We start from the raw sequence: 22,832 nt of genomic DNA on the forward strand, positions 1-22,832 counted from the left end.
CGTTGGGGTCGTGAGTGGCGTTTCGGGTTCTAACCCGAAACGCCACTCACGACGCCGAGCTGGGACTCGCCGGGGAGAACGTGAACTGCGCCGGGTTCTGCGGCACCCAGAACGCCATCACGGCGGTGAGGAACGTCGTGCCGATGAGGAATCCGAACGCCGCGGTGTACGAGAAGGCGTCGGCGAGCCACCCCATGGCCACCGGCGCGACCGCGCCCGCCACCTGGCCGCCGAAGTTCATCACTCCCATGCCGATCCCGGTGACCGCCGTGGGCAGCACGCGCAGCGGCAGACCGAAGACCGCCATCGTCGCCATGCCGAACACCGCGAGCGCGAGCGTCTCGTACAGGGTGAACTCCGCCGTGGTCTCCGCGGACACCATCAGGATCAGCAGCACCACGGTCACCAGCGCGATCGAGCTGAGGTACCACCGGCCGTGGTCGTGGAAGTAGCGGTCGAACAGCCAGCCGCCGAGGATGGTGGTGCCGATGCTGACCAGCATCGGGATCGCCGCGAGCACACCGGTCTGGTTCAGCGTCAGTCCCCGCGCCTCGAGCAGATAGCTGGGCACCCAGGTGATCAGGCCGTAGTTCAGCATGTTGGTGGCGCAGAACAACAGCGTGAACTTCCAGACCACAAAGGACTTCAGCACCTGTTTGCGGGAGACCTCCGGGGTCTTCGCCTCGTCGCGCGGAAGGCTGCTCAGCCTTTCGGGCAGTGCCTTGGGAAGCAGCGTCCAGACGACCACGCCGATGATCGCGCCGACACCCGCCATCCAGAAGAACGTGTGCCGCCAGCCGACCGCCATCAGCAGCGGGCCGACGATCAGCGGCGCCAGCCCCGCGCCGATCCCGCCGGCGGACAACATCACGCCGGTCACCGTCGCGCGGTTGCCGGGGGTGGTCCGTTCGGCGATCGCCTTGAACGATGCGGCCGGGAAAAGTCCTTGGCATACGCCGAAAAGGCCACGGACGACGAGCAGCATGCCGAACGTGCCCGCCATCCCGGTCATCGCCGTGAACGCCGACCAGAGCAGCAGCGTGGCCAGCATCGGCCCCCGCGAGCCGTACCGGTCGGCGAGGAAACCCGCCGGGATCTGGCAGACCATGTACACCAGCGCGAACACGGTGACGAGCCAGCCCTGCTGGGTCTTGCTGAGCTCGAATTCGGCGCCGATCATCGGCAGCGCCATCCCGATCGAGAACCGGTCGATGTAGTCGACCGCCCAGGCGAACACCATCACCACCATCGTGATGAGCGCCGTCCGGTTGATCCGCCGTGCTGTCCAGGTGTCCTCGTTGACCACTGCCGTCATGGCGCCTCCGCGGAAACTTTGGGAGAGAAGGAGAACGACGCGAGCGTGGCGCCGATCACTCATTCTGAAACGCGGCCGGCGAGCGGAGTTCGTGCGATCACACGAACATCCGCCGTCGTTTCGGGCCGGAAGACCAACGTCAGTCTTCGGCGCCCGGCGGTCCGGTCCGCGCGTCACGGGGCAGCAGCCGCAACTGCAGCATCGCCGCGAACCGCTCCCCCGCGTCGTCGAGGTCGATCTCGCCGACCTCGGCGAGCCGCCGCAGCCGGTAGCGGAAGGTGTTCGGATGGACGTAGGCCGACGCGGACGCGGCTCCGATGTCACCGAAGGCGTCGAGCCAGCATCGAAGGGTGTGCACCAGTTGTGACTGGTGCTGCGCGTCGTAGGCGAGCAACCGCGCGACAGGTCCTGTCGCGACGTCTCCCCTCGCCGCGGCGAGGTCGGCCAGATCGAGCATGAGCGCGTCGACGTGGACGTCGTCCGCGGTGGCGACACGTTTGGCGCCGCCGTTGGTGAGCAGCACCCGCAACGCCCGGTCCGCGCCGTCGCGGGAGGCGTGCAGTCCGGACGCGTCGAGCGCGAGCGGTCCGATGCCGATCGCGGCCGCCGCCCGGCGTCCCGTGCGCTCCAGGAAGGTCGACGCGACCCGCACCGAACGCTCCTGGCAGTCGGCGTGCCCGCCGGGCATCGGGAGGATGCCGTAGGCGACGTCGCCGACCAGCGCGACGGCCGAACGGGGCTGGACGGCGCTCAGATGCATGGCCAGCGCGTCGGCGACCCGCTGACGGTCCGCGACCAGCCTCAGGTCGTCCTCGGGATCGGGCGCGCCGAGCAGGCCCATGGCGAGCACGATCGACGGCTGGCCGAGCAGGCCGAGCCGGGCGATCGCTTCCTGCGCGCCGGCGCCGCCTTCGAGCGCCGTGCTCACCAGGTCCGCGCGCAGCCGTCGTTCGACGTCGGCGCCGGCCCGCAGCCGGAGCATGTGCAGTGCGACGAGTTTGGCGGCGTCGATCAATGCCTGTGTCCGCTCTTCACTGAGCGGTTCCCGCACCGCGGCCCAGATCGAGCCGAGCACCTCGTCGCCGGCGCGGACGGCGAGCGCCACCCGGGGAAGGACGATCTCGATGTCGTCGTACCGCTGCGGGTCGACGTAGACCGGCGTTTGGTCGCGGTACAGCCGCTCGAAGACGCCGTCCTGTTCCAGGCCGCGGGTGAACCGCTCCGGCACCTGCCTGCCGAGAATGGTCTCGACGCGGGACGGGTCCGCCTCGTCCTGACGTCCGGAGAACGCGAGGACACGCGAGTTGCGGTCTTCGATGGTCACCGGCGCGTCCAGCAGCGCGGCGATCGCGTTGGCCAGCGCGAAGAGATCACCCGACGGCATTCCGCCGAGCGTCTGGGGCGAGACCTCGCCGACGTCCTCTTCGGCCAGCAAGGTCCGGAGCATGGCGGCGAGCTGTGTCCAGGACGCGCCGCGCGCGAGGCCGAGGAGGGCGACCCCGGACGAGTCCGCGGCGCGGCGGAGTTCCGGCGCCGGGGTGACGGGAGACCGGACGACGAGTGCCGCCGCGCCTCTCGCACCCGCGTCGTGCAAGAGGCGGACGACCTCGTCCTGATCCCGCACCCCGACGCCGAGCACGACGGCCCCGCCAGGGATTTCGGATTCGTCGTGCGGATCGTGGATGACCACCCCGCCGAGCTGCTTGCGGGTGGTCCGGCCGACCGCGACCGGCTCCAGGAGCACGTCCCCGAGGTCTTCGAGGACGCGTCCCAAGCTCGTATGCGGCTTGCTGGGCACCGGTGTCAGCACCCCCCGAAGTTAAACCCGGTCTCACCGAACCGACTGGTTCGATCCGACCAAATCTAACCCCGGATTTCGTGGCGCGCTACGAACCGATCCACGTTTTCTCCGTGGTGACCTCGTCCAGGATGGCGGGAATCGGAGTCACGCCGAGCCCTGGCCCGGTCGGCACCGGCAGCTGTCCGGCATCCAGCACGAACGGCTCGGTGATATCGGTGCGGTAGAACCGGCCGGAGGCCGACGTGTCACCCGGCAGCGTGAAACCGGGCAGCGAAGCCAGCGCGACGTTGGCCGCGCGGCCGAGTCCGGTTTCGATCATCCCGCCGCACCACACCGCCACGCCGTGCGCCGCGCAGACGTCGTGCACCCGGCGGGCTTCGAGGTAACCGCCGACGCGGCCCGGTTTGATGTTGACGCTCTGGCACGCGCCCAGCTTGATCGCGTCCGCGGCCGCCTTGGCCGAGACGATCGACTCGTCGAGACAGATCGGCGTCCGGATCCGCTTGGCCAGTTCGGCGTGGCCGAGCACGTCCTCCTCTTCGAGCGGCTGCTCGATCAGCAGCAGGCCGAACGGGTCGAGCCGGGACAGCAGGGGCGCGTCGCCCAGGGTGTACGCGGTGTTCGCGTCGACCTGGAGCAGCACGTCGTCACCGAAGCGCTCGCGCACCTGACGGACCGGCTCGACGTCCCAGCCCGGCTCGATCTTCAGTTTGATCCGGACATAGCCTTCGTCGAGGTAGCCGCCGACGACGTCGAGCAGCTGCGGGATCGAGTCCATGATCCCGACCGAGACCCCGCAGGCCACGGAGTCGCGTGTGGACCCGAGCTCGGCCGCGAAGGACCGTTCGTGTGCGCGGAGTTCGGCGTCGAGGACCGCCATCTCCAGCGCCCCCTTCGCCATCCGGTGCCCTTTGAACTTCGCCAGCAACGGCGTCACCTTGTGCGCGGTCACGTCCTCCGCGGCCAGCAGGGCGGGGATCAGGTGGGTGCGCAGCACATGCTCGGCGGCGTCGTTGTACTCCGACGAATAGAGCGGCGCATCCATCGCGACGCATTCGCCCCAGCCCTCACCCGCCGGGGTCACCGCGCGGACGAGCAGCAGTTCCCGTTCGGACTGCGTTCCGAACGACGTCCGGAACGGGGCCACGAGCGGCATCCGGATCCGGCGCAGTTCCACACCGCTGAGTTTCACGACTGCTCCTTCGAGATCACGTACCAGCCGGCACGATCGAAACCGGTGACCTGGGCGTTGTCCGCCATCAGTCCACCGAGGACTTCACGCAGGGCGGCGCGCCACGCGGTGCCGCGACCGGGGTCGGTGCGGCGCAACCGTTCGATGTCGGGCGGGACGGCGACGAGCACGGTCGGCGCGTCGGCCGATCCGATACTCGGACCGCCGTCGGAGTCGACCGTGAGCGCCTTCGCCGCGCCCAGCGCTTCCGCGTCGATGAGGACGGGTTCTCCGAACGCGGCGGCACGGACCTCCGGGCTTTCGAGGTCCCACCCGACCATCAGCCGGTCGGTGTCGCCCGAGCCGTTGATGCTGTCCTCCATCGGACCGTAGAAATCGGGCAGGTAGCCGATCGGACGCGCGCCAAGTTTCCCCAGGTTGAAATAGGCGTTGCGGCGCACCAGCGGGTCGAAGGTCCAGGTGATCACCGAGACGTCCTGCTGCAGCGCCCAGCCGCGCTGGTGCAGTTTGAGCGCGTGCCCGATCCCGCGGCCCACCCCCGCTTTGGCGACGCCGGCGATGTGGCTGTGCAGGCTCGCCTTTCCGGGATTCCCGAAGAACCCGAAACAGGCCCCCAGGAGTTCACCGTTCTCGAAGGCGCCCGCGACGTAGTTGCCCGCGCTGGACATCGCGCGGAGCAGTTCCGTGCTCACCGGCCGCGCGCCGGGTGCCGATCGCCAGATGGACTCGAACAGGCCGACCACCGCGGCCAGCTCGGCGATTTCGGTGAGTTCGCGGATTTCGACGCCCGAAGCCGCGGCCGCGGCCCGCGCGGCCGCGACGGCTTCGTCGCGCACCTCCGCCGACGCGAGGCTTTCCGCGTTCGTCGCAAGATTCGTCACGGGACAATCCTTTCCCCGCACGACGGCCGAGTCACCGTCGTGCCGTACCAGATTCGCCCGCGCGATTCGTCGCACCGGACGGATCCCGTTTCGCGAGCACGTTCTCCACGAGCGCGGCCAGCAAAGCGGTGCGGCGCGGCAGTTCCGCGACGACGACGTGTTCGTGATCCGCGTGCGCCCCGCCCCCGACGGCGCCCAGACCGTCCAGAGTGGGAATCCCGATACCCGCGGTGTAATTGCCGTCCGAGGCGCCACCGACCGACGCCGAGGTCAGTTCCCCGAGGCCGAGTTCGCCCGCCAGGTCCTGGGCCAGCGCGAACAATCCGGCCGACGAGCCCGCTTCGAGCGGCGGCCGGTTGATCCCGCCGGTCACCCGGACCTCGGCTCCTTCCAGTACCGGAGGGAGTGCCCGCATGGCCCGGTCGACGCGGAGTTGCTCGGCCTCGTCCCAGACGCGGACGTCGACGGCCGCACTCGCGGCGGCGGGCACGGTGTTGACGGTCGTTCCCGCCGAGACGACGGTGGGTGTCACGCTCGTCCCGGCCATGGGGTCGGCGAGCGCGGCCACCGCGAGGATCTGGTGGGAGATCTCGATTCCCGCGTTGACGCCCTTCTCCGGTTCGAGCCCGGCGTGCGCGGCGCGGCCGACGACCTCGACCCGGTAGTGGGAAACGCCTTTGCGGCGGCATTTCAGCGCACCACCGTCGGCCGAAGCCTCCAGCACGAACGCCGCGTCACAGCCCGCCGCGGTCTCCTCGATCAGCGCGCGTGACGAGGGCGAACCGATCTCCTCGTCACCAGTGACCAGAATGGACAGTCCGTCGCGGTCGGGGACGGTCGCCGCGGCGTGCAGCGCCATCACGACGCCCGCCTTCATGTCGAAGCAACCGGGGCCGCGCAGCACCCCGTCCCGCACCGAGAACGGATGCGTCTCCAGCGAACCGTGGGGCCACACCGTGTCGTGGTGACCGAGCAGCAGCACCCGGGGCGGGCCGTCGCCGAATCGCCACCGGAGATGGGTGACCCCGTCCACGACGATCCGCTCGGGCTCAGCATCGAGCAGCCTCAGGCCGACCTCGGCCACCACTTCGGCGCTGCGGGCCACAGCCGCGTGATCCGACGACGGCGACTCGCAGCGCACGAGCGTCTCGATGTCGGCGAGCAGGTCGCTCATCGAGGCTCACCCCGCAACGGCTTCCCGGGGAACGCGTCCGTGCGCAGATTCCCGTCTGTGACGACCGGGACCCCCGAGACGAACAGGTGCCGGACGCCGACCGAAGGCCGAGTCGAGTCGAAGTAGGTCGCCGCGTCGGTGATGGTTTCCGGGTCGAGGACGACGATGTCGGCGTCGGCTCCGACGTTCAGCCGTCCCTTCGCCACCGCGCCGGGAGCGACCTCGTCGAGCACCCGCGCGGGCAGGTAGGAGCAGCGCCGGAACGCCTCCAGCCACGTCCAGGCCTTGCTCTCCCGCACCATCAGCCGCAACGTCTTGCTGTACGTCCCGGACGTGCGCGGATGCGTCGCCCCGCCGGGCGGCAACGGCCATTCGGTGCTCTCACTGGTGCCGTTCTTCCAGTACACGGGCAGCGCGTCACTGGCGACGATGGCGTCCGGGAAGGCGAGCGCCTGGTGCAGCAGACCGAGGTCGTGCGGGCTGCTCTCGTCGAGGAATTCCAGGATGCACGGCGCGCCGGGATCCTCGGCACGCACCTGGAGCAGACGGCCTTCGTCGGCGATCCGCTCCCCCGACTCCAGCATGATCACGCTGGACGGCGAGAGGCCCTTCATCTTCAGGCGTTCGGGTGAGAGGAACGCCGCGCCGATCCCCGTACTGCCCGCCCCGTACGGATAGGCCTCGACGGTCACCCGCGACCCGGCCGCGCGCCCGGCTTCGAGCGCCGCGAGCACTCGCTCGATCTGGTGACCGGAGGTGCTGTTCACGTGGCAGTGGTGCATCGCCGCGCCGGTCTCGGCCGCGACGATCGCGATCTCCGCCGAGCCGTCGATGGGCGTCTCCGGATTCACCTCGACCAGCTCACGGACGTGGGTGTAGGTCGGCGCCCCGGCCTCCTTGGCCAGCCGGGCCAGCGCGAGGAACTCACCGGGATCGGTGTCGGGCGCGTAGCCGAGGAGCACACCGACGCCGAGCGCGCCGGCGGCCAGCTCACCGTCCACAAGGGACAGCCAAGCGGCGAGCTCCTTCGGTGACGACGTCCTTTGCCAGACAGGGTTTCCGAGGACCGCCAAGCCGCTGTCGATGTTCGCGTCCGGCTCGATCCCGGCGAGCACCTGCGCCCGCGCGGCGCCCCAGGACGCGGAGAACCCGTAGTGCAGCGGCCGTCCCGCCGCGGCCGCCTCGGCATACGCTCGCTCGATCGGCATCAAACCGGCTTCGAGGTCGAGTGCGGTCGTCACCCCGTCCATCGCCTGCAGCCGCTGGCCCGCGATGGTGTGCACGTGGCTGTGCAGGTCGATGAAACCCGGTCCGACGACGAGCCCGCGGACGTCGATCTCCACGTCGCCCGGCTCGGCGGTCAAACCCTCCCCGACGGCGGTGACCACCCCGTCGGATACCAGCACGTCGGCCGTACCGTCGAAGCCCGTCGCCGGATCGATGACACGACCGCCACGCAAGAGTGTCCGCATACTTCGCCTCCTAGGATCGCCTCGTTCATGGCGACCCTAGGAGGTTTCGGCGGACGTCCGTTCGTACCGCGCGACGAATCCGGACCCCTCGGTCCATCCGCCCGCACGAACCGCATACCGGCACCCGTCAGCGTTTCCGGTGTTCCGCGATGATCTCCGCGTACCGGTGACCGCTCGCCTTGACCGTGCGGACCTGCGTGTCGTAGTCGACCCGCACGAGCCCGAACCGTTTGCTCAGCCCGCTGTCCCATTCGAAGTTGTCGAGCAGAGACCACGCGAAGTAGCCCTTCACCGGAGCCCCGGCTTCAGCGGCCCCGGCCACCGCGCCCAGGTGTTCCTCCAGGTAGGCGATGCGGTCGGCGTCGTGGATCGAACCGTCCTCACCGACCTTGTCGTCAAAGGCCGCGCCGCTCTCGGTGACGTAGATGGCGCGAGCGCCGTACTCGTTGGCGAGCCGGTGGATCAGGTCCGCGAGCCCCTGTCCGTGGATCTCCCAGCCCATCGCCGTGGTCGCCGCGCCCTCGACCGGCACCTGCCGGGCACGGGGCGCGGGACCGCCCGGATCGTCCTCGACGATCTGCCGGAAGTAGTAGTTCAGCCCGTGGAAGCCGACCGGCGTCGAGATCACCTCCAGGTCGTTCCCGACCACGGGTGGTTCGACGCCGTAGACCTCGATCATGTCCGCCGGGTAGCCGCGGCCGTTCGACGGGTCGAGCCACCAGCGGTTGACGTGTCCGTCCATCCGCTTCGCCGCCTCGACGTCCGCGGCCGAGTCCGACGCGGGCTCGATCCCGCTGAGGTTGACGACCAGGCCGACGTTGGCGGCCCGCGCGGCGTTGGCTGTGATCGCCTGCACGCCGAGGCCGTGCGCGAGCAGGAGATGGTGCGACGCGTCGATGGCCTGCTTGAGGTCTTTGACGCCAGGGGCGAACCGGCCTTCGAGATAGCCGAGCCAAGCCGAGCACAGGGGTTCGTTGACGGTGTTCCAGTCCGCGACCCGGTCTCCCAGCCGAGCCGCGACGACGGCGGCGTAATCGGCGTACGCGTAGGCCGTGTCGCGCTCCGGCCAGCCGCCTGTCAGCGCCGACGGCAGGTCCCAATGGAACAACGTGGCGAACGGCCGGATCCCGGCTTCGAGCAACGCGTCGACCAGCCGGTCGTAGAAGTCGAGACCGGCCGCGTTGACCGTGCCGCGACCGGTCGGGATCACCCTCGGCCAAGCGACGGAGAAGCGGTAGGCGTCGAGGCCCAGTTGCTTCATGATGGCGAGATCCTCCGGCCAGCGCCGGTAGTGGTCGCACGCGACGTCGGCGGTGTCACCGTTCAGGACGGCACCCGGGACCCGGACGAAGTCGTCCCAGATGGACGGGAGACGGCCGTCGGCGTCGACGGCGCCTTCCACCTGGTACGCGGCGGTGGCCGCACCCCACAGGAAATCGGCGGGCAGGTGCAGATTCAAGACGGACCTCTCTGTACGGAGCGACGGGCGGGTCATTTCACGGCACCGGCGGTGAGCCCGGCGACGAGATAGCGCTGGAGCAGAAGGAATCCGGCGACGACCGGGACGGAGACGATCAGGGACGCGGCCATGACCTGGTTCCAGTACACCTGGACCTGGGTGGAGTACTCCTGGAGACCGACGGCGAGGGTCCGCGTGCCCGAGTCGGTCATCACCGACGCGAACAGGACCTCGCCCCAGGCCGTCATGAACGAGTAGATCCCCACCGCGACGATGCCCGGCATGGCCGCCGGGACGACCACGCGGATCAGCGCGCCGAACGGCCCGGTGCCGTCGACCATCGCGGCCTCGTCGAGTTCCTTGGGGATCGAGTCGATGTAGCCGGCGAGCATCCAGATGGCGAACGGAAGCGAGAAGGTCAGATACGTGATGATCAGCCCGAGCCGGGAGCCGTACAGGACGATGCCGGTGGTGTTGCCGATGTTGACGAAGATCAGAAACAGCGGCAGCAGGAACAGGATGCCCGGGAACATCTGCGTGGACAGCACGGTCATCTTGAAGAAGTTCTTGCCACGGAAGCGGAACCGGCTCAGCGCGTACGCCGCGAAGATCGCGATCACCACCGAGAGGATCGCCGCCGAACCGGAGATCACCAGGCTGTTCACGAAGTACTCGGCGAGCGGGATGGTCTCCCAGATGTCGAAGAACGGCTGGATGGTCAGCGTCGTCGGGATCCATTCCCAGGTGCCCTGCACGTCCCCGAGCGGCTTCAGCGACGAAGAAACCATCGCGTACAGCGGAATCAGGGTGAACAGGGCGAGGAAGCCGAGGACGAATCGGCGGGCCCACGGGACCCAGCGAGGCTCAGACAACGGCGTTCCTCCTGCGCGCGGTCAGTCCCAAGTAGACGGTGCTGACGATCAGCAGGAACAGCAGCAGAAGCACCGACATCGCCGAGCCGAGGCCGAAGTTCCAGGTCACGAAGGAGCTCTGGTAGATGTGGATCGAGATCAGCGACGCCTCCTTCGGCGCGGACGCTCCGAAAAGGACATAAGGCGTGTTGAAATCGTTGAACGTCCACAGGAACAGCACCAGCAGCAGAACCTGGTTGACCGGGCGCAGCATCGGCTGGGTGATCGCCCGGAACTGGCGCCACCAGCTCGCGCCGTCGATGGCGGCCGCCTCGTACAACTCGCCGGGGATGTTCTGCAGCCCGGCCATCACGATCAGGAACGCGAACGGCCAGTTGCGCCACAGCGAGACGACCACCAGCGACCAGAAGCTGTTGTCCCCGATGAGCCAGAAGGAATCGGTGCCCAGCAGGTCGTTCACCAGGCCGGTGTCCTTCTGGAACATGAACGACCAGGTGATCACCGCGGCGTACATCGGCAGCGCGTACGGCACCAGGAACAGCGTCCGGAGCAGACCGCGTCCGCGGAAGTCCTTCTGCATCAGCACGGCCGCCGACGTCCCGAAGAGCCAGCAGAACCCGACCGAAAGGACGGTGTAGAGGATGCTGATCCAGAACGAGCCGAGCAGCGACTTCCCCGCCGCCGCGTTGAAGTCCAGGACGAACTTGTAGTTGTCCAGCCCCGCCGCCGGGGCCGACGAGAAGTCCCGGATGGAGAACTGGGTGAGCTTGAAGAAGCTCATCACGAGCCCGGCGACCATCGGGATGAGGTGGACGAGCAGTTCGAGCAGGATCGCGGGAAGCAGGAGCAGATACGGCAGCGCGACCCGGCGCCGCTTGCGCCGGACACCCTGGGGGCCGGGCGCCCCGGCCGCCTTCACGGCCGGGGCGTCGTCGAGCGCGGTCGGCATCAACTACCGGCCGCGATCTGCTGGTCCGCCTGATTCAGCTGGTCGCGGATCTTGGCCCCGTCGACCGGCTTGCCCGCCGCGACGTCGGCGAACATCCCCTTCATCGCGGTGCCGATCGAGGGTCTCGAACTGCGATTCCTGCGGAACTTGCGGCATCGGCTCGGCCGAATTCGCGAGCACGTTCTGGAACACCTTGACGTCTTCGGTCTGGAACGCCGCGTCGCTGTAGGCGTCCTGGACGGTCGGCAGCGAACCGTAGGTCTTGTTGAGCAGCGCCTGCTCCGGTGCCGAGACCATGAACTTGACGAAATCCAGGGCGGCGTCGGGGTTCTTCGTGTTCTTGAAGACCGACATGTTGATGCCCGCGACGAAACTGGTCACCTTCCGCCCGTTCGGCGGCGCGGTGGCGGGGAGCGGAATCGGCGCGACACCGAGGTTCGCCATGTCCATCCCGATGTTCTTGAACGACCCCGCGGAAGCCTGGTTCATGAACATCGCGGCCTTGCCGTCGGACAGGTCCTTGAGGGATTTGGCGGTGTCGGCGTACTCGGCGTTGGCCGGGTTGACGATCTTGTCCTTCTGCATCAGGTCGACGAACTGCTGCACGGCCGCGACCGACGGATCCGACGCGAGCTGAGGTTTGCCCTCGGCGGTGAAGAACTGCGCGCCCTGCTGAGCGCCGAGGATCGCCGCGTGGTGGCTGTTCTCCGTGACCTGGCCGGCTTGCAGCGACAGCCCCCACTGGCCCTTGTCGGGTTTGGTGAGCTTCTTGCCGTCTTCGACGAGCTCTTCCCAGGTGGCCGGCGGCTTGGTGATTCCGGCCTCGGCGAAGAGTTTCTTGTTGTAGTACAGGCCGTACGCCTGGCCGTAGAGCGGTACGCCGACCGGTGGCTGCCCGCTCGCCCCGGTGGCCGCCAGCGACGGGCCGAGGAACCGCGACTTCCCGCCGACCTTCTCCAGCGCGGCGTCGTCGAACGGCAGGAACGCCCCGGTCGCCTGCAACGAGGCCGACCAGGTGTTGCCGATGTTGAGCACGTCCGGCCCCTTGCCGGACGTGGTGGCCGCGAGGATCCGGTTGAGCAGATCCGTCCACGGGACGACCTCGAGCTTGACCTTGATCCCGGAGGCCTTCTCGAACTTGTCCAGTTCGGGCTGCAGGACGGCCTTGTCGTTGTCGAGACTGGTGCCCTGGTTGGACGCCCAGTACACGAGCTCCTTGGGAGCACTGGACGACGTGTCGCCGCCGCCGCACGCCGTCGTGGCGGCGGCCGCCAGCGCCAGGACGAGCGCGGGAGCGATCTTTCCGATTCGCATCGATGGTCCTCGGGGTGAGTGGCCAAGCCGCGTCCGGAGCCTGTGACCCGGGACACGCCTTATTTCAGGGCTTGAGTTAAGCCGTGGCCCACCTTGGCGTCAAGACCCAGGGCACCATTTCGTCCACCTCGCCGCCGTATCGGTCACCAGGGGGTTCCGCCCAGGGTCGCGGGACCGTGATCGACGGTGATCACCTTCTCCCTACGATAGGCGTCCAGATCGTTGTGAAGCCAGGACTCCCCCGGCCGGGCACGGTGGAACCGGAACGTCCCGTTCGTGCTGTTGGCGCCGACGACGCACCGGACGGGGACCGGCGCCACCTTGGCGATCTCGAGCGCGAACCCGAGGCCGTGACGCAACATCAGGATCTGATCCGCTTCGGAGATCACCGGTTCGCCGTCGGGCAGGCTTCCCGCTTCGATCGGCAGGTGGTCTTCGAGATGGAAGCTGCTGACGAAGCACTCCCAGCCGGTCAGGTCGGCCTGCCTTCCCGGCGGCCGTCCCGCCCAAGCGGGGACGCCTCCGAGCGTGACCACTTCACCGGCAAGCTCGACCCCGTCGGCGATCATCTCCCGCAGCCCCGTCGCCAACCGGTCGAGCGGTAGCGCATCCGCCGGGCCGAGTGCGGCGGCGGCCAGGTCGTTGAACCGGATATTGAGCACGGTCACTTCCCGGTCAGCACGTCGAAGGCTTCCCCGCGGTGGACGGCGAAGAGTTCGAGCGCCTTCTCGCCATCACGGGCACGAAGCGCGGACGCCAGCCGGCGATGCTCGGCCGGGATGCTCGTGAGGTAGCCGTCGGAGCTCACTCCGATCCGCGTCAGCAGGAACAGGTACACCTGGGACCGGATCGCCTGCCACGCCTCGACGAGCCGCCGATGCCCGGACGCGGCATAAACCGCGTCGTGGAAGTCGATGTCGCAGCGGACCATCTCGTGCTCGTCGCGCGCCCGGTCCATCCGGTCGACGACCTCGTCGATCGCGGCCAGATCCGCCTCCGGCGCGTTCGCGACCACGAGCCGGACGGCGAGCTGTTCCAGCGCCGAACGCAGGCTGTCGAGTTCCGCGACGTCCACATCGGACAGCGTCGTGACGATCGCGCCGCGATGCCATTCACTGCGGACCAGGCCCTCGCGCTCCAGTTTCAGCAACGCCTCGCGCACGGGACCGCGGCTGACGCCGAGCGCCGCCGAAAGCTCGACCTCGCGCAGCTGCGCGCCGGGCGGATAGGCGCCGCCGAAGATGGCGTCCCTGACCCTGTCGGCCACCTCGTCCGCCAGCCCGCGACGACGCGCCGGCACCACCCTGCCGGGTTCGCTCATCCTCATCCTTCCGCCGGAACGGCTGATCGTAGCGACCCTCGCACTTTGTCCTAATGTTAACATTGCGACAAGTGCTTCGCTCCGCCGGAAAGGATCCCTCGAAATGACCGTCCTCGACTCCCCCATCCCGCGCTTCCACCTCGCCATGCCCGTCGACGACCTGGCCGCCGCGCGCACCTTCTACGGCGAAGTCCTCGGCCTCGAACAGGGCCGCAGCTCTGACACCTGGATCGACTGGAACCTCCACGGCCACCAGTTCGTCACGCACCTCGCCCCGGAACGGCCGCAGCGGATCCACAACCCGGTCGACGGTCACGACGTGCCCGTCCCCCATTTCGGCCTGATCCTCACCGTCCCGGAGTTCCAGAAGCTCGCGGACCGGCTGCGCGCCGCGGACACCTCGTTCGTCATCGAGCCCTACGTCCGCTTCGAGGGCCAGACCGGGGAGCAGTGGACGATGTTCCTGCTGGACCCGGCGGGCAACGCGCTGGAGTTCAAGGCTTTCGCCGACGACTCGCAGGTCTTCGCCGCCTGACCGAGGGGCGCGCAAGTCCGTGAAGGCCTCCTTGAGGGACCCAGAGTCCCTCAAGGAGGCCTTCACGGACAGCCAGCCCGCATCGATAACCTCCGCATTATCGATCAGTGCGGCTTTCCGCGTTGATCACCTTCCGCCCCCGGGAGAGGCTGGGTTCTGTCAGCGAGCCTGCTGAACACGAAGAACCAAGGAGACGCCACCATGTTCGACCCCATCCTCCTCCGGGCCGCCGACGCCGAGATCGTCAGCGACGCGCCGGGCAGCGAGATCACGCTGCTGGCCGACTCGGACACCACCGACGGGGGCTTCACCGCGAACCGCGCGACCCTGAAGGACGGCGTCTTCGGCACCCCGGCCCACTTCCACACCCGCGCGACCGAGTTCTTCTTCGTGCTCGAAGGGAAACTCCAGGTCCTCGTCGAGGAAACCTTGCACACCCTGAAAAAGGGCGACTTCCTCGCCGTGCCGCCCAAGGTGCCGCACGCGTTCGGGCCCGCCGCCGGATCGGACGCGGACGTCCTGGTCACCTTCACGCCGGGCATGGCCCGCTTCGACTACTACCGGCTCCTCGACCGGGTCGCGCGCGGCGAAGCGGACCCCTCGGAGATCGCCGCGTCCTCGAAGCAGTACGACAACCACTACGTCGACAGCCCCATCTGGCGCGCCGCGCGCGGTCAGTGAGCGTCAGTCGATGACCGCGGTCGCCTCGACCTCGACGAGGTGCTCGGGCACGTCGAGTGCCGCGACACCGATCAGCGTTCCCGGCGGGACCGGGGTGCCGCCCAGTTTCGCGGCGGCCCGGTCCACGCCTTCGAGGAACAGCGCGAGTTTGTCCGGCGTCCAGTCGACGACGTAGACGGTCATCTTCGCGACATCGTCGAAGGTGGCGCCCGCCCCGGCGAGCGCGGTGCTGATGTTCAGGTAGCACTGCTCAACCTGGGCGGCGAGGTCGCCTTCGCCGACAAGGGCGCCATCGGCGTCCCAGGAGACCTGCCCCGCGATGAAGACCAGCTTCGACCCGGTCGCGATCGACACCTGCCGGTAGGCGGGGATCTCCGGCAGTCCCGCGGGATTCACCAGGGTGATGCTCATCCGTACTCCCTCGTAGGTCACTTGTGGTTACCCAGGAACTGTAGGAGAGTGTGCGACGACCTGGAAGAACGCACTTTTTCGTGACTGGGGAACCTCATGGTGACCAAGCAGCTCAACGGTTCGGACGACGCCGATCTCCTGCGGGCGGACTCACTGGCGCGCGAGATCTTCTCCGACGTCGCCAACAAGTGGGCGCTCCTGATCATCGAAACGGTCGGCGACCGCACGCGGCGGTTCACCGAGTTACGCGACGACATCGAGGGCATCAGCCACAAGATGCTGACCCAGAACCTGCGCATGCTGGAGCGCAACGGCCTCCTTGAGCGAACCGTGCATCCGACGGTGCCGCCGCGCGTCGACTACACCCTCACCGAGGCGGGCCACGGTCTGCGCGCGACGGTCGACGGGATGTGCGACTGGACCCACCGGTTCCTCGGCCACATCGAGAACTCGCGGCGCCGGTTCGACGCTCCCGCCTGAGCTTTCCGGAATACACGGCGATCCCGCCCGGTTAACCTTGGTATCAAGTAGTTCAATACCAAGCTAACTGGGTGGATGTCATGAGCGAGAACATCGATCTGTTCCTCTTTCTCGAGCCGGGTTCCGACCCCGGAACCGACCGGGTGACACAAGACCTCGGTGACGCGGAGGCTCTGCTCGTCTGGGGTTCCGGACGGCGCCGCCGCCGCGAAGGTCGCGGCCGAAGCGGTGGCCGACGGCGCCCGACTCATGGAGCTGTATCGCGGTTTCGACCTCGCCTCGGCCGCTCAGGTCATCGAGGCCGTCGGCGGCCGGGCCGCGGTCGGCGTCGCGGGGTACGGGGCACCGGCTTCGCGGCCGATCCGCGATTCCGCCACCGTCTTCGTCGGGCATCCGAGCGCCGATCCGGCGAAACACCGCCTGGTCCGCGAGCACGCGGGCGGCGGCAGGACGACAGTGGTCTCGGTGCCGGACTCCCCCGCCGCGGTCCGGATCGCCCGCGAGCTGGCCGACGCCGGGACCGAGGCGATCGAGATCTGCGGTGGCACTTCACTGACAATCGCCCGCGACGTCGCGGCGGCTGTCGGCGACCGAGTGCCGGTGAGCCTCGTGGCCTGGCCGGTCGACTCGATCGAGCGCGCGGCCGCGTACAAGGCGGAGTTCGAGGCGGAAAACGTCTAGTCCGCTTCGGCGTGCAGGAGGAGCTTCTTCAGCAGCGTGGCCAGCGTCCGCCGTTGCGCCGGACTGAGCGGCGACAGGATGTCTTCGTCGGCGACGAGGACGGCGTCCAGCGCCTTCGCCGCCAGTTCGGCCCCGGCCTTGGTGAGCCGGATCCGGACCGCGCGGCGATCCTCGGTATCGGAGTGGCGCTTCACCAGGCCACTCCGCTCCAGCCGGTCGAGCCGCGCGGTCATCGCGCCGGAGGTGATCAGCGCGGTCTCCGCCAGATCCCGCGGATGCGTCCCGCCGGGATCGTCGCGGCGCCGGAGGGTGTTCAGGACGTCGAAGTCGGCATAGCTGAGACCGAACGGCCGAAGTGCCTCGACGACGGCCGCCTGGCCGTGCCCGGCGGTCCGGAACAACCGGCCGACCACCTGCAGGGCGCTGACGTCGAGCGCGCCGTCGCTGACGGCCCACTCGTCGACCATGCGGTCGATGGAATCCTTCGGCACCGCGAAAGCCTAGCCGTGCACTCAGGGCAGCCGCACGACACGCAGGAAAGCAGGCAGCAGCCACGGTCGCGGACCACCGACGACGACCTTGCCCGTCAGCGCGGAACGCACCTTGCCGACCCGGTGGAACAGCATCAGGTTCAGCGACGGCGGATCGAACGAGATCCGCGCGTCGACCGGGCCTCCGGGCTCCTCGACGCTCACCCGTCCCCGATGCAGCACCAGCACGACAGGCGACGTGTACGCCGACCGGAACGCCACGGCGATCCGTCGTTCTCGCGGCGGCTCGTCGGTGTCGAGGAGATGCCCGATGTCATGGCTCAGCACACCGACCAGAAAGAGATCGAAGAACAAAGCCGCGTCGGACGGCGGAATCGTCCACGGCAGCTTCAGCGCCCTGGCGATGTCCCAGCCGTGGATCTGCAGTTCGTTGACCAGATGGGCGAGCACACCGGCCAGCGGCGCCTTCGAATCCCCGAGCCAGTCCAGCGAGGTCGCCGGGTCGGCGTCCTCGGTCACGCGCAGTACTTCTTCGATGTCCGCGAGCAATCCGGTCACCAGCACGCCGAGGTCGCGTTCGGGAAACTCCCGCAGCACCAAGCCGTTCAAGACGGAAACCGTGTCCACAGTGGTCTTTTCGACCTGGCTCTGGCCGCGGGCGTCCAGCACCGGGGCGCCGTCCGGGCGCACCAGCGCCGTGTACATCTTCGCGATCATCGCGACGTGGGCGACCGTTTCGGCCACCGTCCACTCCGCGGTGACCATCGCGGCCGGATCCCGGACGCGCCCCACCATTTCCGCGAATCGCGCACCCGTCACCCGATAGGCTCGCCGCACCGAATGCCATCGTTCCGCCGTGATCGCTCTGGTCACGGGCCGATTTTATCGTGCCACCACGGAAAATCCGTTCCGCCGACGTGCGGTCCGAGGCCGCCCGAAAGGGCAGTGACCGTACTCACTACGGAAATTCACGTGACAGGCACGGACCGGCACAGGCAGACTGAAGGACGAATTCACCCTCGCCTTCGCTGTCACCGTTGCCGTCGTCGAAGGCGGCCCACGCGGACCCGCGCCCTTCCAGGAGCCCTTCACTGATGACCGAGACCCTGCCCGAAACCACCCACGACCAGGAACGGGCACCGGCGAAAGCCGGGCTCCTGATCGGGGTCCTGGTCCTGTCCGCGTTCGTGATGATCCTCAACGAGACCATCCTGAGCGTCGCGCTGCGTGACCTGACCGTCGACCTCAAGGTCCCGACCACCACCGTCCAGTGGCTGACCAGCGGCTTCCTGCTGACCATGGCGGTCGTCATCCCGACCACCGGTTTCCTGCTCGAACGGTTCACCCCGCGCCAGGTCTTCCTCGCCTCGCTGACCCTGTTCAGCACCGGCACCCTGGTCAGCGCGCTGGCCCCGGGCTTCGCGCTCCTGCTGACCGGCCGGGTCATCCAGGCCTGCGGTACCGCGGTGATGTTGCCGCTGCTGATGACCACGGTGATGCGCCTGGTCCCGGTGGAGAAACGCGGCGCCACGATGGGCACGATCACCATCGTCATCGCGGTCGCCCCGGCGATCGGCCCGACCATCGGCGGTGCCGTGCTCTCCTCGCTCGGCTGGCGCTGGATGTTCTGGATCGTGCTGCCGCTCGCGCTCGCCGCCCTGGTGGTCGGCATGCTGCAGCTGCGGCTCGGGAGCGACACCCGCAAGGTTCCGCTGGACGTGCTGTCGGTGATCCTGTCCGCCGTCGGTTTCGGTGGCGTGCTGTACGGCCTGTCCGTGTCCGGTGAGTCCGCGGGCGGGCACCAGCCGGTGCCGCCGTGGGTGCCGATCGTCGTCGGGGCCGCGGCGCTCGCGGTGTTCATCTGGCGCCAGCTGCGCCTGCAGAAGGAAGATCGCGCGCTGCTGGACCTGCGCCCGTTCACCCACCGCAGTTTCGTCGTCTCGCTGGTGCTGACGGCGCTGCTGTTCATGTGCCTGCTCGGTGCCGCGGCGATCCTGCTTCCGCTGTACCTGCAGACCGTCCTGCGCACCAGCACGTTCGTCAGCGGGCTCGCGGTGCTCCCCGGCGGTCTGGTCCTCGGGTTGCTCGGCCGCCCGGTCGGCGCGTTGTACGACCGCCTCGGCCCCCGGCCCCTGGTCATCCCCGGCGCGGCCGCGATGGCGGTCTCCCTGTGGCTGTTCGCGCTGCTCGGCCCGGAATCACCGCTGATCGCGGCCATCGCCATCCACGTCCTCCTGATGGGCGGGCTCGGCCTGATGATGACCCCGCTGATGACCGAGTCGCTCGGGTCGCTGCCCGAGCACCTCTATTCACACGGCAGCGCGATCCTCGCCACCCTGCAGCAGCTCGCCGGCGCGCTCGGCACCGCCATGTTCATCGCGGTGGCCACGGCGAGCACGACCACGGCCGGGGCGACCAGCCCCGACTCGGCGGGTATCCGCACCACGTTCATGGTCGCCGGTTGCATCGGGCTGGCCGCGTTCGCCGGTTCGCTGTTCGTCAAGAAGAGCGCCGGCGGCACCCCGGCCGCCGCTCACCACTGATCCACCGCTTCACCGTGCGCCCGCCGTGGCCTCCACAGGAGGTTCGGCGGGCGCACGTCGTTCGAGCACCTTCCGGCCGTAGGCGATGGCGGGCTGTTCGACCCAGCGGCGCAGCGCGCAGGCGAACACCAGCGCGACACCGGTGGTCGCGGCGGCCTTGGCGAGTCCGCTGGGCAGCAACCAGCCCGTGACCCCGGCGGCGCCGGTCTGGGCGAGATAGAGCGCGTACGAACGATCTCCGACGAACGTCAACGGCCTGCTCGAGAGCACGGCCCGCACGGGGCCCGGCGAGACGACGGCGACGAGCAGCAGCGCCGAGCCCACCGCGTAGACCGGGACGACGAACTGCCAATGCCCGCCGAGCGCCTTCGCCAGGGGACCGACGGAGAACTGCAGCACGACGAACCCGCAGCCGATCACCGTGGCGACGGCCGGGCTGGTCAAGGGCCGGACCAGGGCGAACCCACGCGGATGGTGGAGCGTCATCGCCAAGAGACAGCCGACGACCAGCGAGCAGTAGTGCACCGAAAGGCTCGCCCAGGTATGCGACGGCGCCAGCGGCAGCGCGAACAGCACCACCCCGAGAACGGCCGACGCGCCCAGCAGCAGACGCAACGCGGCCCTCCCGCTTCTCGCGAACGACGTCAGCACCAGCAGCGCCGGCCACACCAGGTAGAACTTCTCCTCCACTCCCAGCGACCACGAGGTCGGATACGGCGTGTTGAAGTCGACGAGTTCGTTGCCGAAGACAAGGTAATACGGCATGGCGTCGGCGAGCCTGCTGCTCTGATACGTCCCGGCGATCGTCACCGCGACCGTGGTCAGCGCCAGGAGCAGGAAGTACACCGGCATGATCCGGAAGATCCGGCGCAGGTAGAACCCGCGCAGCGAGATCCGGCCGTCACGGTCCTCCTCGCGCAGGGCCAGTGTCGTGATGAGGAAACCGGACAGCACGAAGAACAACTGCACGGCGATCCAGCCCTGGAGGCGGTCCACGACGGGACCTCCGTAGTGGAAGAACACGACGGCCACGGCGGCGAGCGCGCGCACGCCCGTGAGGCCGGGGAACCACGACGAGGCCAGATAGTCGGCGTGGCCGAGGGGCCGCCACCACGAACGGAGCGAAGGAGCGAACATGGCCCGAAGATTCGGGCCCGGACGCTGAACCGAAGCTTAAGGAAGCTGAAGACGTCTTCAGCTTCGCGTTTCCGCCACCGGCAGGCGGACGACGAGACGGGCGCCGCCGTCGTACTCGGCGACCTCGACAGTGCCACCGTGCGCGTGGGCGATCTCGGCAACGATCGCCAGCCCGAGACCCGCGCCGCCTTCGTCACGCGCACGTCCGTCATCCAGCCGCACGAACCGGTGGAACACCCGCTCACGGTCCGCGACGGGAATGCCGGGTCCGTCGTCGGTCACCGTCACCACGGCGAATTCGTCCACAATGGACGTGCGTACCTCGACCCCGGTCCTGGCATGGCGTTGCGCGTTGTCCACCAGATTCCGCAGCAGCCGCTCCAGCCTGCCGCGGTCGCCGAGGACCGTCGGATCCTCCTCGATCACGGCGCGGACTCCCTGCCGCCCGGACAGGCAGGATTCGACCACTTCGGACAGTCGCACCGGGGCGGACCGGTCCGGCTCGGCGTTGTCCAGCTTGCCGAGCAGGACGAGGTCTCCGACGAGGTCCTGCAGCCGCGTGATGTCGAGGAGCGCGTTACGGCAGGCGTCGCGCCAGTCCAGCCGGTCCGGATGGGCGAGCAGCACCTCCAGCTGAGTCCGCAGGGACGCCAGCGGAGTACGCAGTTCGTGCGACGCGTCCGAGGTGAACCGGCTCTGCCTGCTGACCGCGGTTTCCAGGCGCGCGAGCATCGTGTTCATCGTTTCGGCGAGCTTCGCGATCTCGTCGGCGCTGTCCGGCGCCGGGACCCGGCGGGAGAGGTCGTGCGCGCCGATCTCCGCGACCTCCGAGCGGATCGCCTCGACCGGACGCAGCGACCGCCGGACCGCGAACCACGCGATCGCCCCTATCAACAGGGCGATCACCGGCACACCCGCCAGCAGCGTCACGCGCACCGAATCGAGCGCCGCCTGTCCGGACTCGTCGATGATGGAGGCACCGTAGACCCGGTACTTGCTGTCGCCGCTCACGGTGGCCGCCACGTGCAGCCGGAGTCCGTTCCGCTCCGGATCGTCCCCGAGCTCACGCGCGCAGCCGACGGATTCCCTGTCGGCGAGATCGACGGCGCCGGGCTTGAGGTCCTGGACGCTGTCGCCGTACTCGAAGTCTCCGTTCGGGACGATCGTCCCGAACCGCAGGCCGGGGCAGGACGCGACCCGCTCACCGGTCTGGGTGGTCACCTCGTAGATCGAAGCTCGCACGAGGAGCCGCAGGTCGGCCGGGGCGGCGCCGGTGTTGAGTACCTGGACGACGGCGGCCGCGCGCTCCCTCGCCACCTGCGCGGCGCCGCTGCCCAGCCGGTTCTGGGCATCGAGCACCAACCACGCCGAAACGACCGACAGGGCGATGATCGACGCCAGGAAAGCGGTCAACGCGACCCGGAAGCGGGTCGACCGCCACGCCTTAGGCACCGGAGCCGACCACGTGGTAGCCGGCACCGCGCACCGTCCGGATGGTCTCCGCGCCGAACGGCAGGTCGATCTTCCGCCGCAACGCGCTCACGTGGACCTCCACCAGGTTCGCGGTCGCCGAGGCCGCGAAATCCCAGAGGTTCTCCAGCAGTTCCGCCTTGGTGACCACCTCGCCCTGCCGTTTCATCAGATACGCCAGCAGGGCGAATTCCTTGGTGGTCAACGGGATCTCGGCGCCGCCGCGACGGCAGGTGTGGCTCGCCTGGTCCAGTTCGAGGTCGCCGAGCCGCAGTGTGCCCGGCCGGGTCGGTCCCCCGCGCCGGATCAGCGCCCGCAGCCGGGAGAGCAGCACACCGTAGGAGAACGGCTTCGGGAGGAAGTCGTCGGCGCCGGTGTCGAGCGCCTCGATCTCGTCGTCCTCGCCGTCCTTCGCGGTCAGCATGAGGATCGGGGTGGTGTCGCCCCGTTCGCGCAACCTCCGGCACACGCGGTACCCGTTCAGCCCCGGCAGCATGATGTCGAGGATCATCGCGGCGTACGGATGTTCGGCGGCGTACCAGAGCGCGTCGCGGCCGTTGTGCGCAACGTCCACGGCGTAGCCCTCGGCGCTCAATCCCGCCCGGAGCGACTCGGCCAGGCGTCGCTCGTCCTCCACGAGCAAGATCCTCATC

At 68.8% G+C, this 22,832-nt stretch carries 23 protein-coding genes; 5 read left to right on the forward strand and 18 right to left on the reverse strand.

The features are described 5' to 3' along the window. Positions 1-46 precede the first annotated feature (46 nt). The 12 genes from AMK34_RS05850 to AMK34_RS05905 form a co-directional block, all read right to left on the reverse strand. The gene (locus tag AMK34_RS05850; protein ID WP_073843476.1) at positions 47-1,315 is read right to left on the reverse strand and encodes an MFS transporter; all 1,269 of its coding nucleotides are present in this window, start codon (positions 1,313-1,315) and stop codon (positions 47-49) included. Positions 1,316-1,454: 139 nt separating this feature from the next. Further along, a complete protein-coding gene (locus tag AMK34_RS05855; RefSeq protein ID WP_073843478.1) occupies positions 1,455-3,125 on the reverse strand; it encodes a PucR family transcriptional regulator in 1,671 nt (556 codons plus the stop codon). A 76-nt stretch (positions 3,126-3,201) separates the two neighbouring features. Next, entirely contained in the window at positions 3,202-4,308 is a 1,107-nt protein-coding gene (gene menC, locus AMK34_RS05860; RefSeq protein ID WP_073843480.1) for an o-succinylbenzoate synthase, read from the reverse strand. Then, positions 4,305-5,189, reverse strand: a complete 885-nt coding sequence (locus AMK34_RS05865; RefSeq protein ID WP_073843482.1) for a GNAT family N-acetyltransferase — start codon at positions 5,187-5,189, stop codon at positions 4,305-4,307. The genes menC and AMK34_RS05865 overlap by 4 nt, the downstream gene beginning before the upstream one ends. Positions 5,190-5,220: 31 nt before the next feature. Further along, the gene (locus tag AMK34_RS05870) at positions 5,221-6,363 is read right to left on the reverse strand and encodes a M20 family metallopeptidase (protein ID WP_073843484.1); all 1,143 of its coding nucleotides are present in this window, start codon (positions 6,361-6,363) and stop codon (positions 5,221-5,223) included. Continuing rightward, a complete protein-coding gene (locus tag AMK34_RS05875; protein WP_073843485.1) occupies positions 6,360-7,835 on the reverse strand; it encodes an amidohydrolase family protein in 1,476 nt (491 codons plus the stop codon). The genes AMK34_RS05870 and AMK34_RS05875 overlap by 4 nt, the downstream gene beginning before the upstream one ends. A gap of 127 nt (positions 7,836-7,962) precedes the next feature. After that, a complete protein-coding gene (locus AMK34_RS05880) occupies positions 7,963-9,294 on the reverse strand; it encodes a GH1 family beta-glucosidase (protein WP_073843487.1) in 1,332 nt (443 codons plus the stop codon). Between the two features lie 32 nt (positions 9,295-9,326). Further along, a complete protein-coding gene (locus AMK34_RS05885) occupies positions 9,327-10,166 on the reverse strand; it encodes a carbohydrate ABC transporter permease (RefSeq protein ID WP_037338559.1) in 840 nt (279 codons plus the stop codon). Beyond that, a complete protein-coding gene (locus tag AMK34_RS05890) occupies positions 10,159-11,115 on the reverse strand; it encodes a carbohydrate ABC transporter permease (protein ID WP_073843489.1) in 957 nt (318 codons plus the stop codon). The genes AMK34_RS05885 and AMK34_RS05890 overlap by 8 nt, the downstream gene beginning before the upstream one ends. 3 nt (positions 11,116-11,118) lie before the next feature. Beyond that, a complete protein-coding gene (locus AMK34_RS05895; protein WP_241832692.1) occupies positions 11,119-12,429 on the reverse strand; it encodes an ABC transporter substrate-binding protein in 1,311 nt (436 codons plus the stop codon). A gap of 143 nt (positions 12,430-12,572) precedes the next feature. Continuing rightward, complete coding sequence (locus tag AMK34_RS05900) at positions 12,573-13,097, reverse strand: hypothetical protein (protein ID WP_241832693.1); 525 nt, start codon at positions 13,095-13,097, stop codon at positions 12,573-12,575. Next, complete coding sequence (locus AMK34_RS05905; protein WP_038512940.1) at positions 13,094-13,750, reverse strand: GntR family transcriptional regulator; 657 nt, start codon at positions 13,748-13,750, stop codon at positions 13,094-13,096. The genes AMK34_RS05900 and AMK34_RS05905 overlap by 4 nt, the downstream gene beginning before the upstream one ends. A 103-nt stretch (positions 13,751-13,853) precedes the next feature. Here AMK34_RS05905 and AMK34_RS05910 point away from each other — a divergent pair, with 103 nt between their 5' ends. Both AMK34_RS05910 and AMK34_RS05915 read left to right on the forward strand, forming a co-directional pair. Continuing rightward, a complete protein-coding gene (locus AMK34_RS05910) occupies positions 13,854-14,285 on the forward strand; it encodes a VOC family protein (RefSeq protein WP_016334582.1) in 432 nt (143 codons plus the stop codon). A 201-nt stretch (positions 14,286-14,486) separates the two neighbouring features. Beyond that, positions 14,487-14,966 (forward strand): cupin domain-containing protein, encoded by a 480-nt coding sequence (locus AMK34_RS05915; protein ID WP_073843491.1) that lies wholly within the window; start codon positions 14,487-14,489, stop codon positions 14,964-14,966. Positions 14,967-14,969: 3 nt separating this feature from the next. On the opposite strand, the gene AMK34_RS05920 is transcribed toward AMK34_RS05915, so the two are convergent. Then, the gene (locus tag AMK34_RS05920) at positions 14,970-15,377 is read right to left on the reverse strand and encodes a RidA family protein (RefSeq protein ID WP_073843493.1); all 408 of its coding nucleotides are present in this window, start codon (positions 15,375-15,377) and stop codon (positions 14,970-14,972) included. 96 nt (positions 15,378-15,473) lie between these two features. Here AMK34_RS05920 and AMK34_RS05925 point away from each other — a divergent pair, with 96 nt between their 5' ends. Both AMK34_RS05925 and AMK34_RS05930 read left to right on the forward strand, forming a co-directional pair. Further along, a complete protein-coding gene (locus AMK34_RS05925; RefSeq protein WP_016334585.1) occupies positions 15,474-15,857 on the forward strand; it encodes a winged helix-turn-helix transcriptional regulator in 384 nt (127 codons plus the stop codon). Positions 15,858-16,016: 159 nt separating this feature from the next. Continuing rightward, positions 16,017-16,538 carry a DUF6506 family protein gene (locus tag AMK34_RS05930; protein WP_083649748.1) on the forward strand — a complete coding sequence of 174 codons (522 nt, stop codon included), beginning with the start codon at positions 16,017-16,019 and terminating at the stop codon, positions 16,536-16,538. Here AMK34_RS05930 and AMK34_RS05935 read toward each other — a convergent pair. Then, positions 16,535-17,029: a MarR family winged helix-turn-helix transcriptional regulator gene (locus AMK34_RS05935; RefSeq protein ID WP_083649749.1), complete on the reverse strand. Its 495-nt coding sequence runs from the start codon at positions 17,027-17,029 to the stop codon at positions 16,535-16,537. The two genes, AMK34_RS05930 and AMK34_RS05935, sit on opposite strands and share 4 nt — an antisense overlap. 21 nt (positions 17,030-17,050) lie before the next feature. Continuing rightward, the gene (locus AMK34_RS05940) at positions 17,051-17,824 is read right to left on the reverse strand and encodes a maleylpyruvate isomerase N-terminal domain-containing protein (protein ID WP_083649811.1); all 774 of its coding nucleotides are present in this window, start codon (positions 17,822-17,824) and stop codon (positions 17,051-17,053) included. Between the two features lie 299 nt (positions 17,825-18,123). Between AMK34_RS05940 and AMK34_RS05945 the strand changes: the two genes are divergently transcribed. Then, entirely contained in the window at positions 18,124-19,572 is a 1,449-nt protein-coding gene (locus AMK34_RS05945; protein WP_073843495.1) for a DHA2 family efflux MFS transporter permease subunit, read from the forward strand. A 9-nt stretch (positions 19,573-19,581) separates the two neighbouring features. Here AMK34_RS05945 and AMK34_RS05950 read toward each other — a convergent pair whose 3' ends face one another. From AMK34_RS05950 to AMK34_RS05960, 3 genes are read right to left on the reverse strand one after another with little or no spacing between them, the layout of a single operon-like run. Then, positions 19,582-20,709 carry an acyltransferase family protein gene (locus tag AMK34_RS05950; protein WP_073843497.1) on the reverse strand — a complete coding sequence of 376 codons (1,128 nt, stop codon included), beginning with the start codon at positions 20,707-20,709 and terminating at the stop codon, positions 19,582-19,584. Between the two features lie 57 nt (positions 20,710-20,766). Next, positions 20,767-22,161 (reverse strand): ATP-binding protein, encoded by a 1,395-nt coding sequence (locus AMK34_RS05955; protein ID WP_073843498.1) that lies wholly within the window; start codon positions 22,159-22,161, stop codon positions 20,767-20,769. Continuing rightward, entirely contained in the window at positions 22,154-22,831 is a 678-nt protein-coding gene (locus AMK34_RS05960) for a response regulator transcription factor (RefSeq protein ID WP_073843500.1), read from the reverse strand. The genes AMK34_RS05955 and AMK34_RS05960 overlap by 8 nt, the downstream gene beginning before the upstream one ends. Position 22,832 lies beyond the last annotated feature (1 nt).

It is taken from the genome of Amycolatopsis sp. CB00013, assembly GCF_001905755.1.
GTDB lineage: Bacteria > Actinomycetota > Actinomycetes > Mycobacteriales > Pseudonocardiaceae > Amycolatopsis > Amycolatopsis japonica.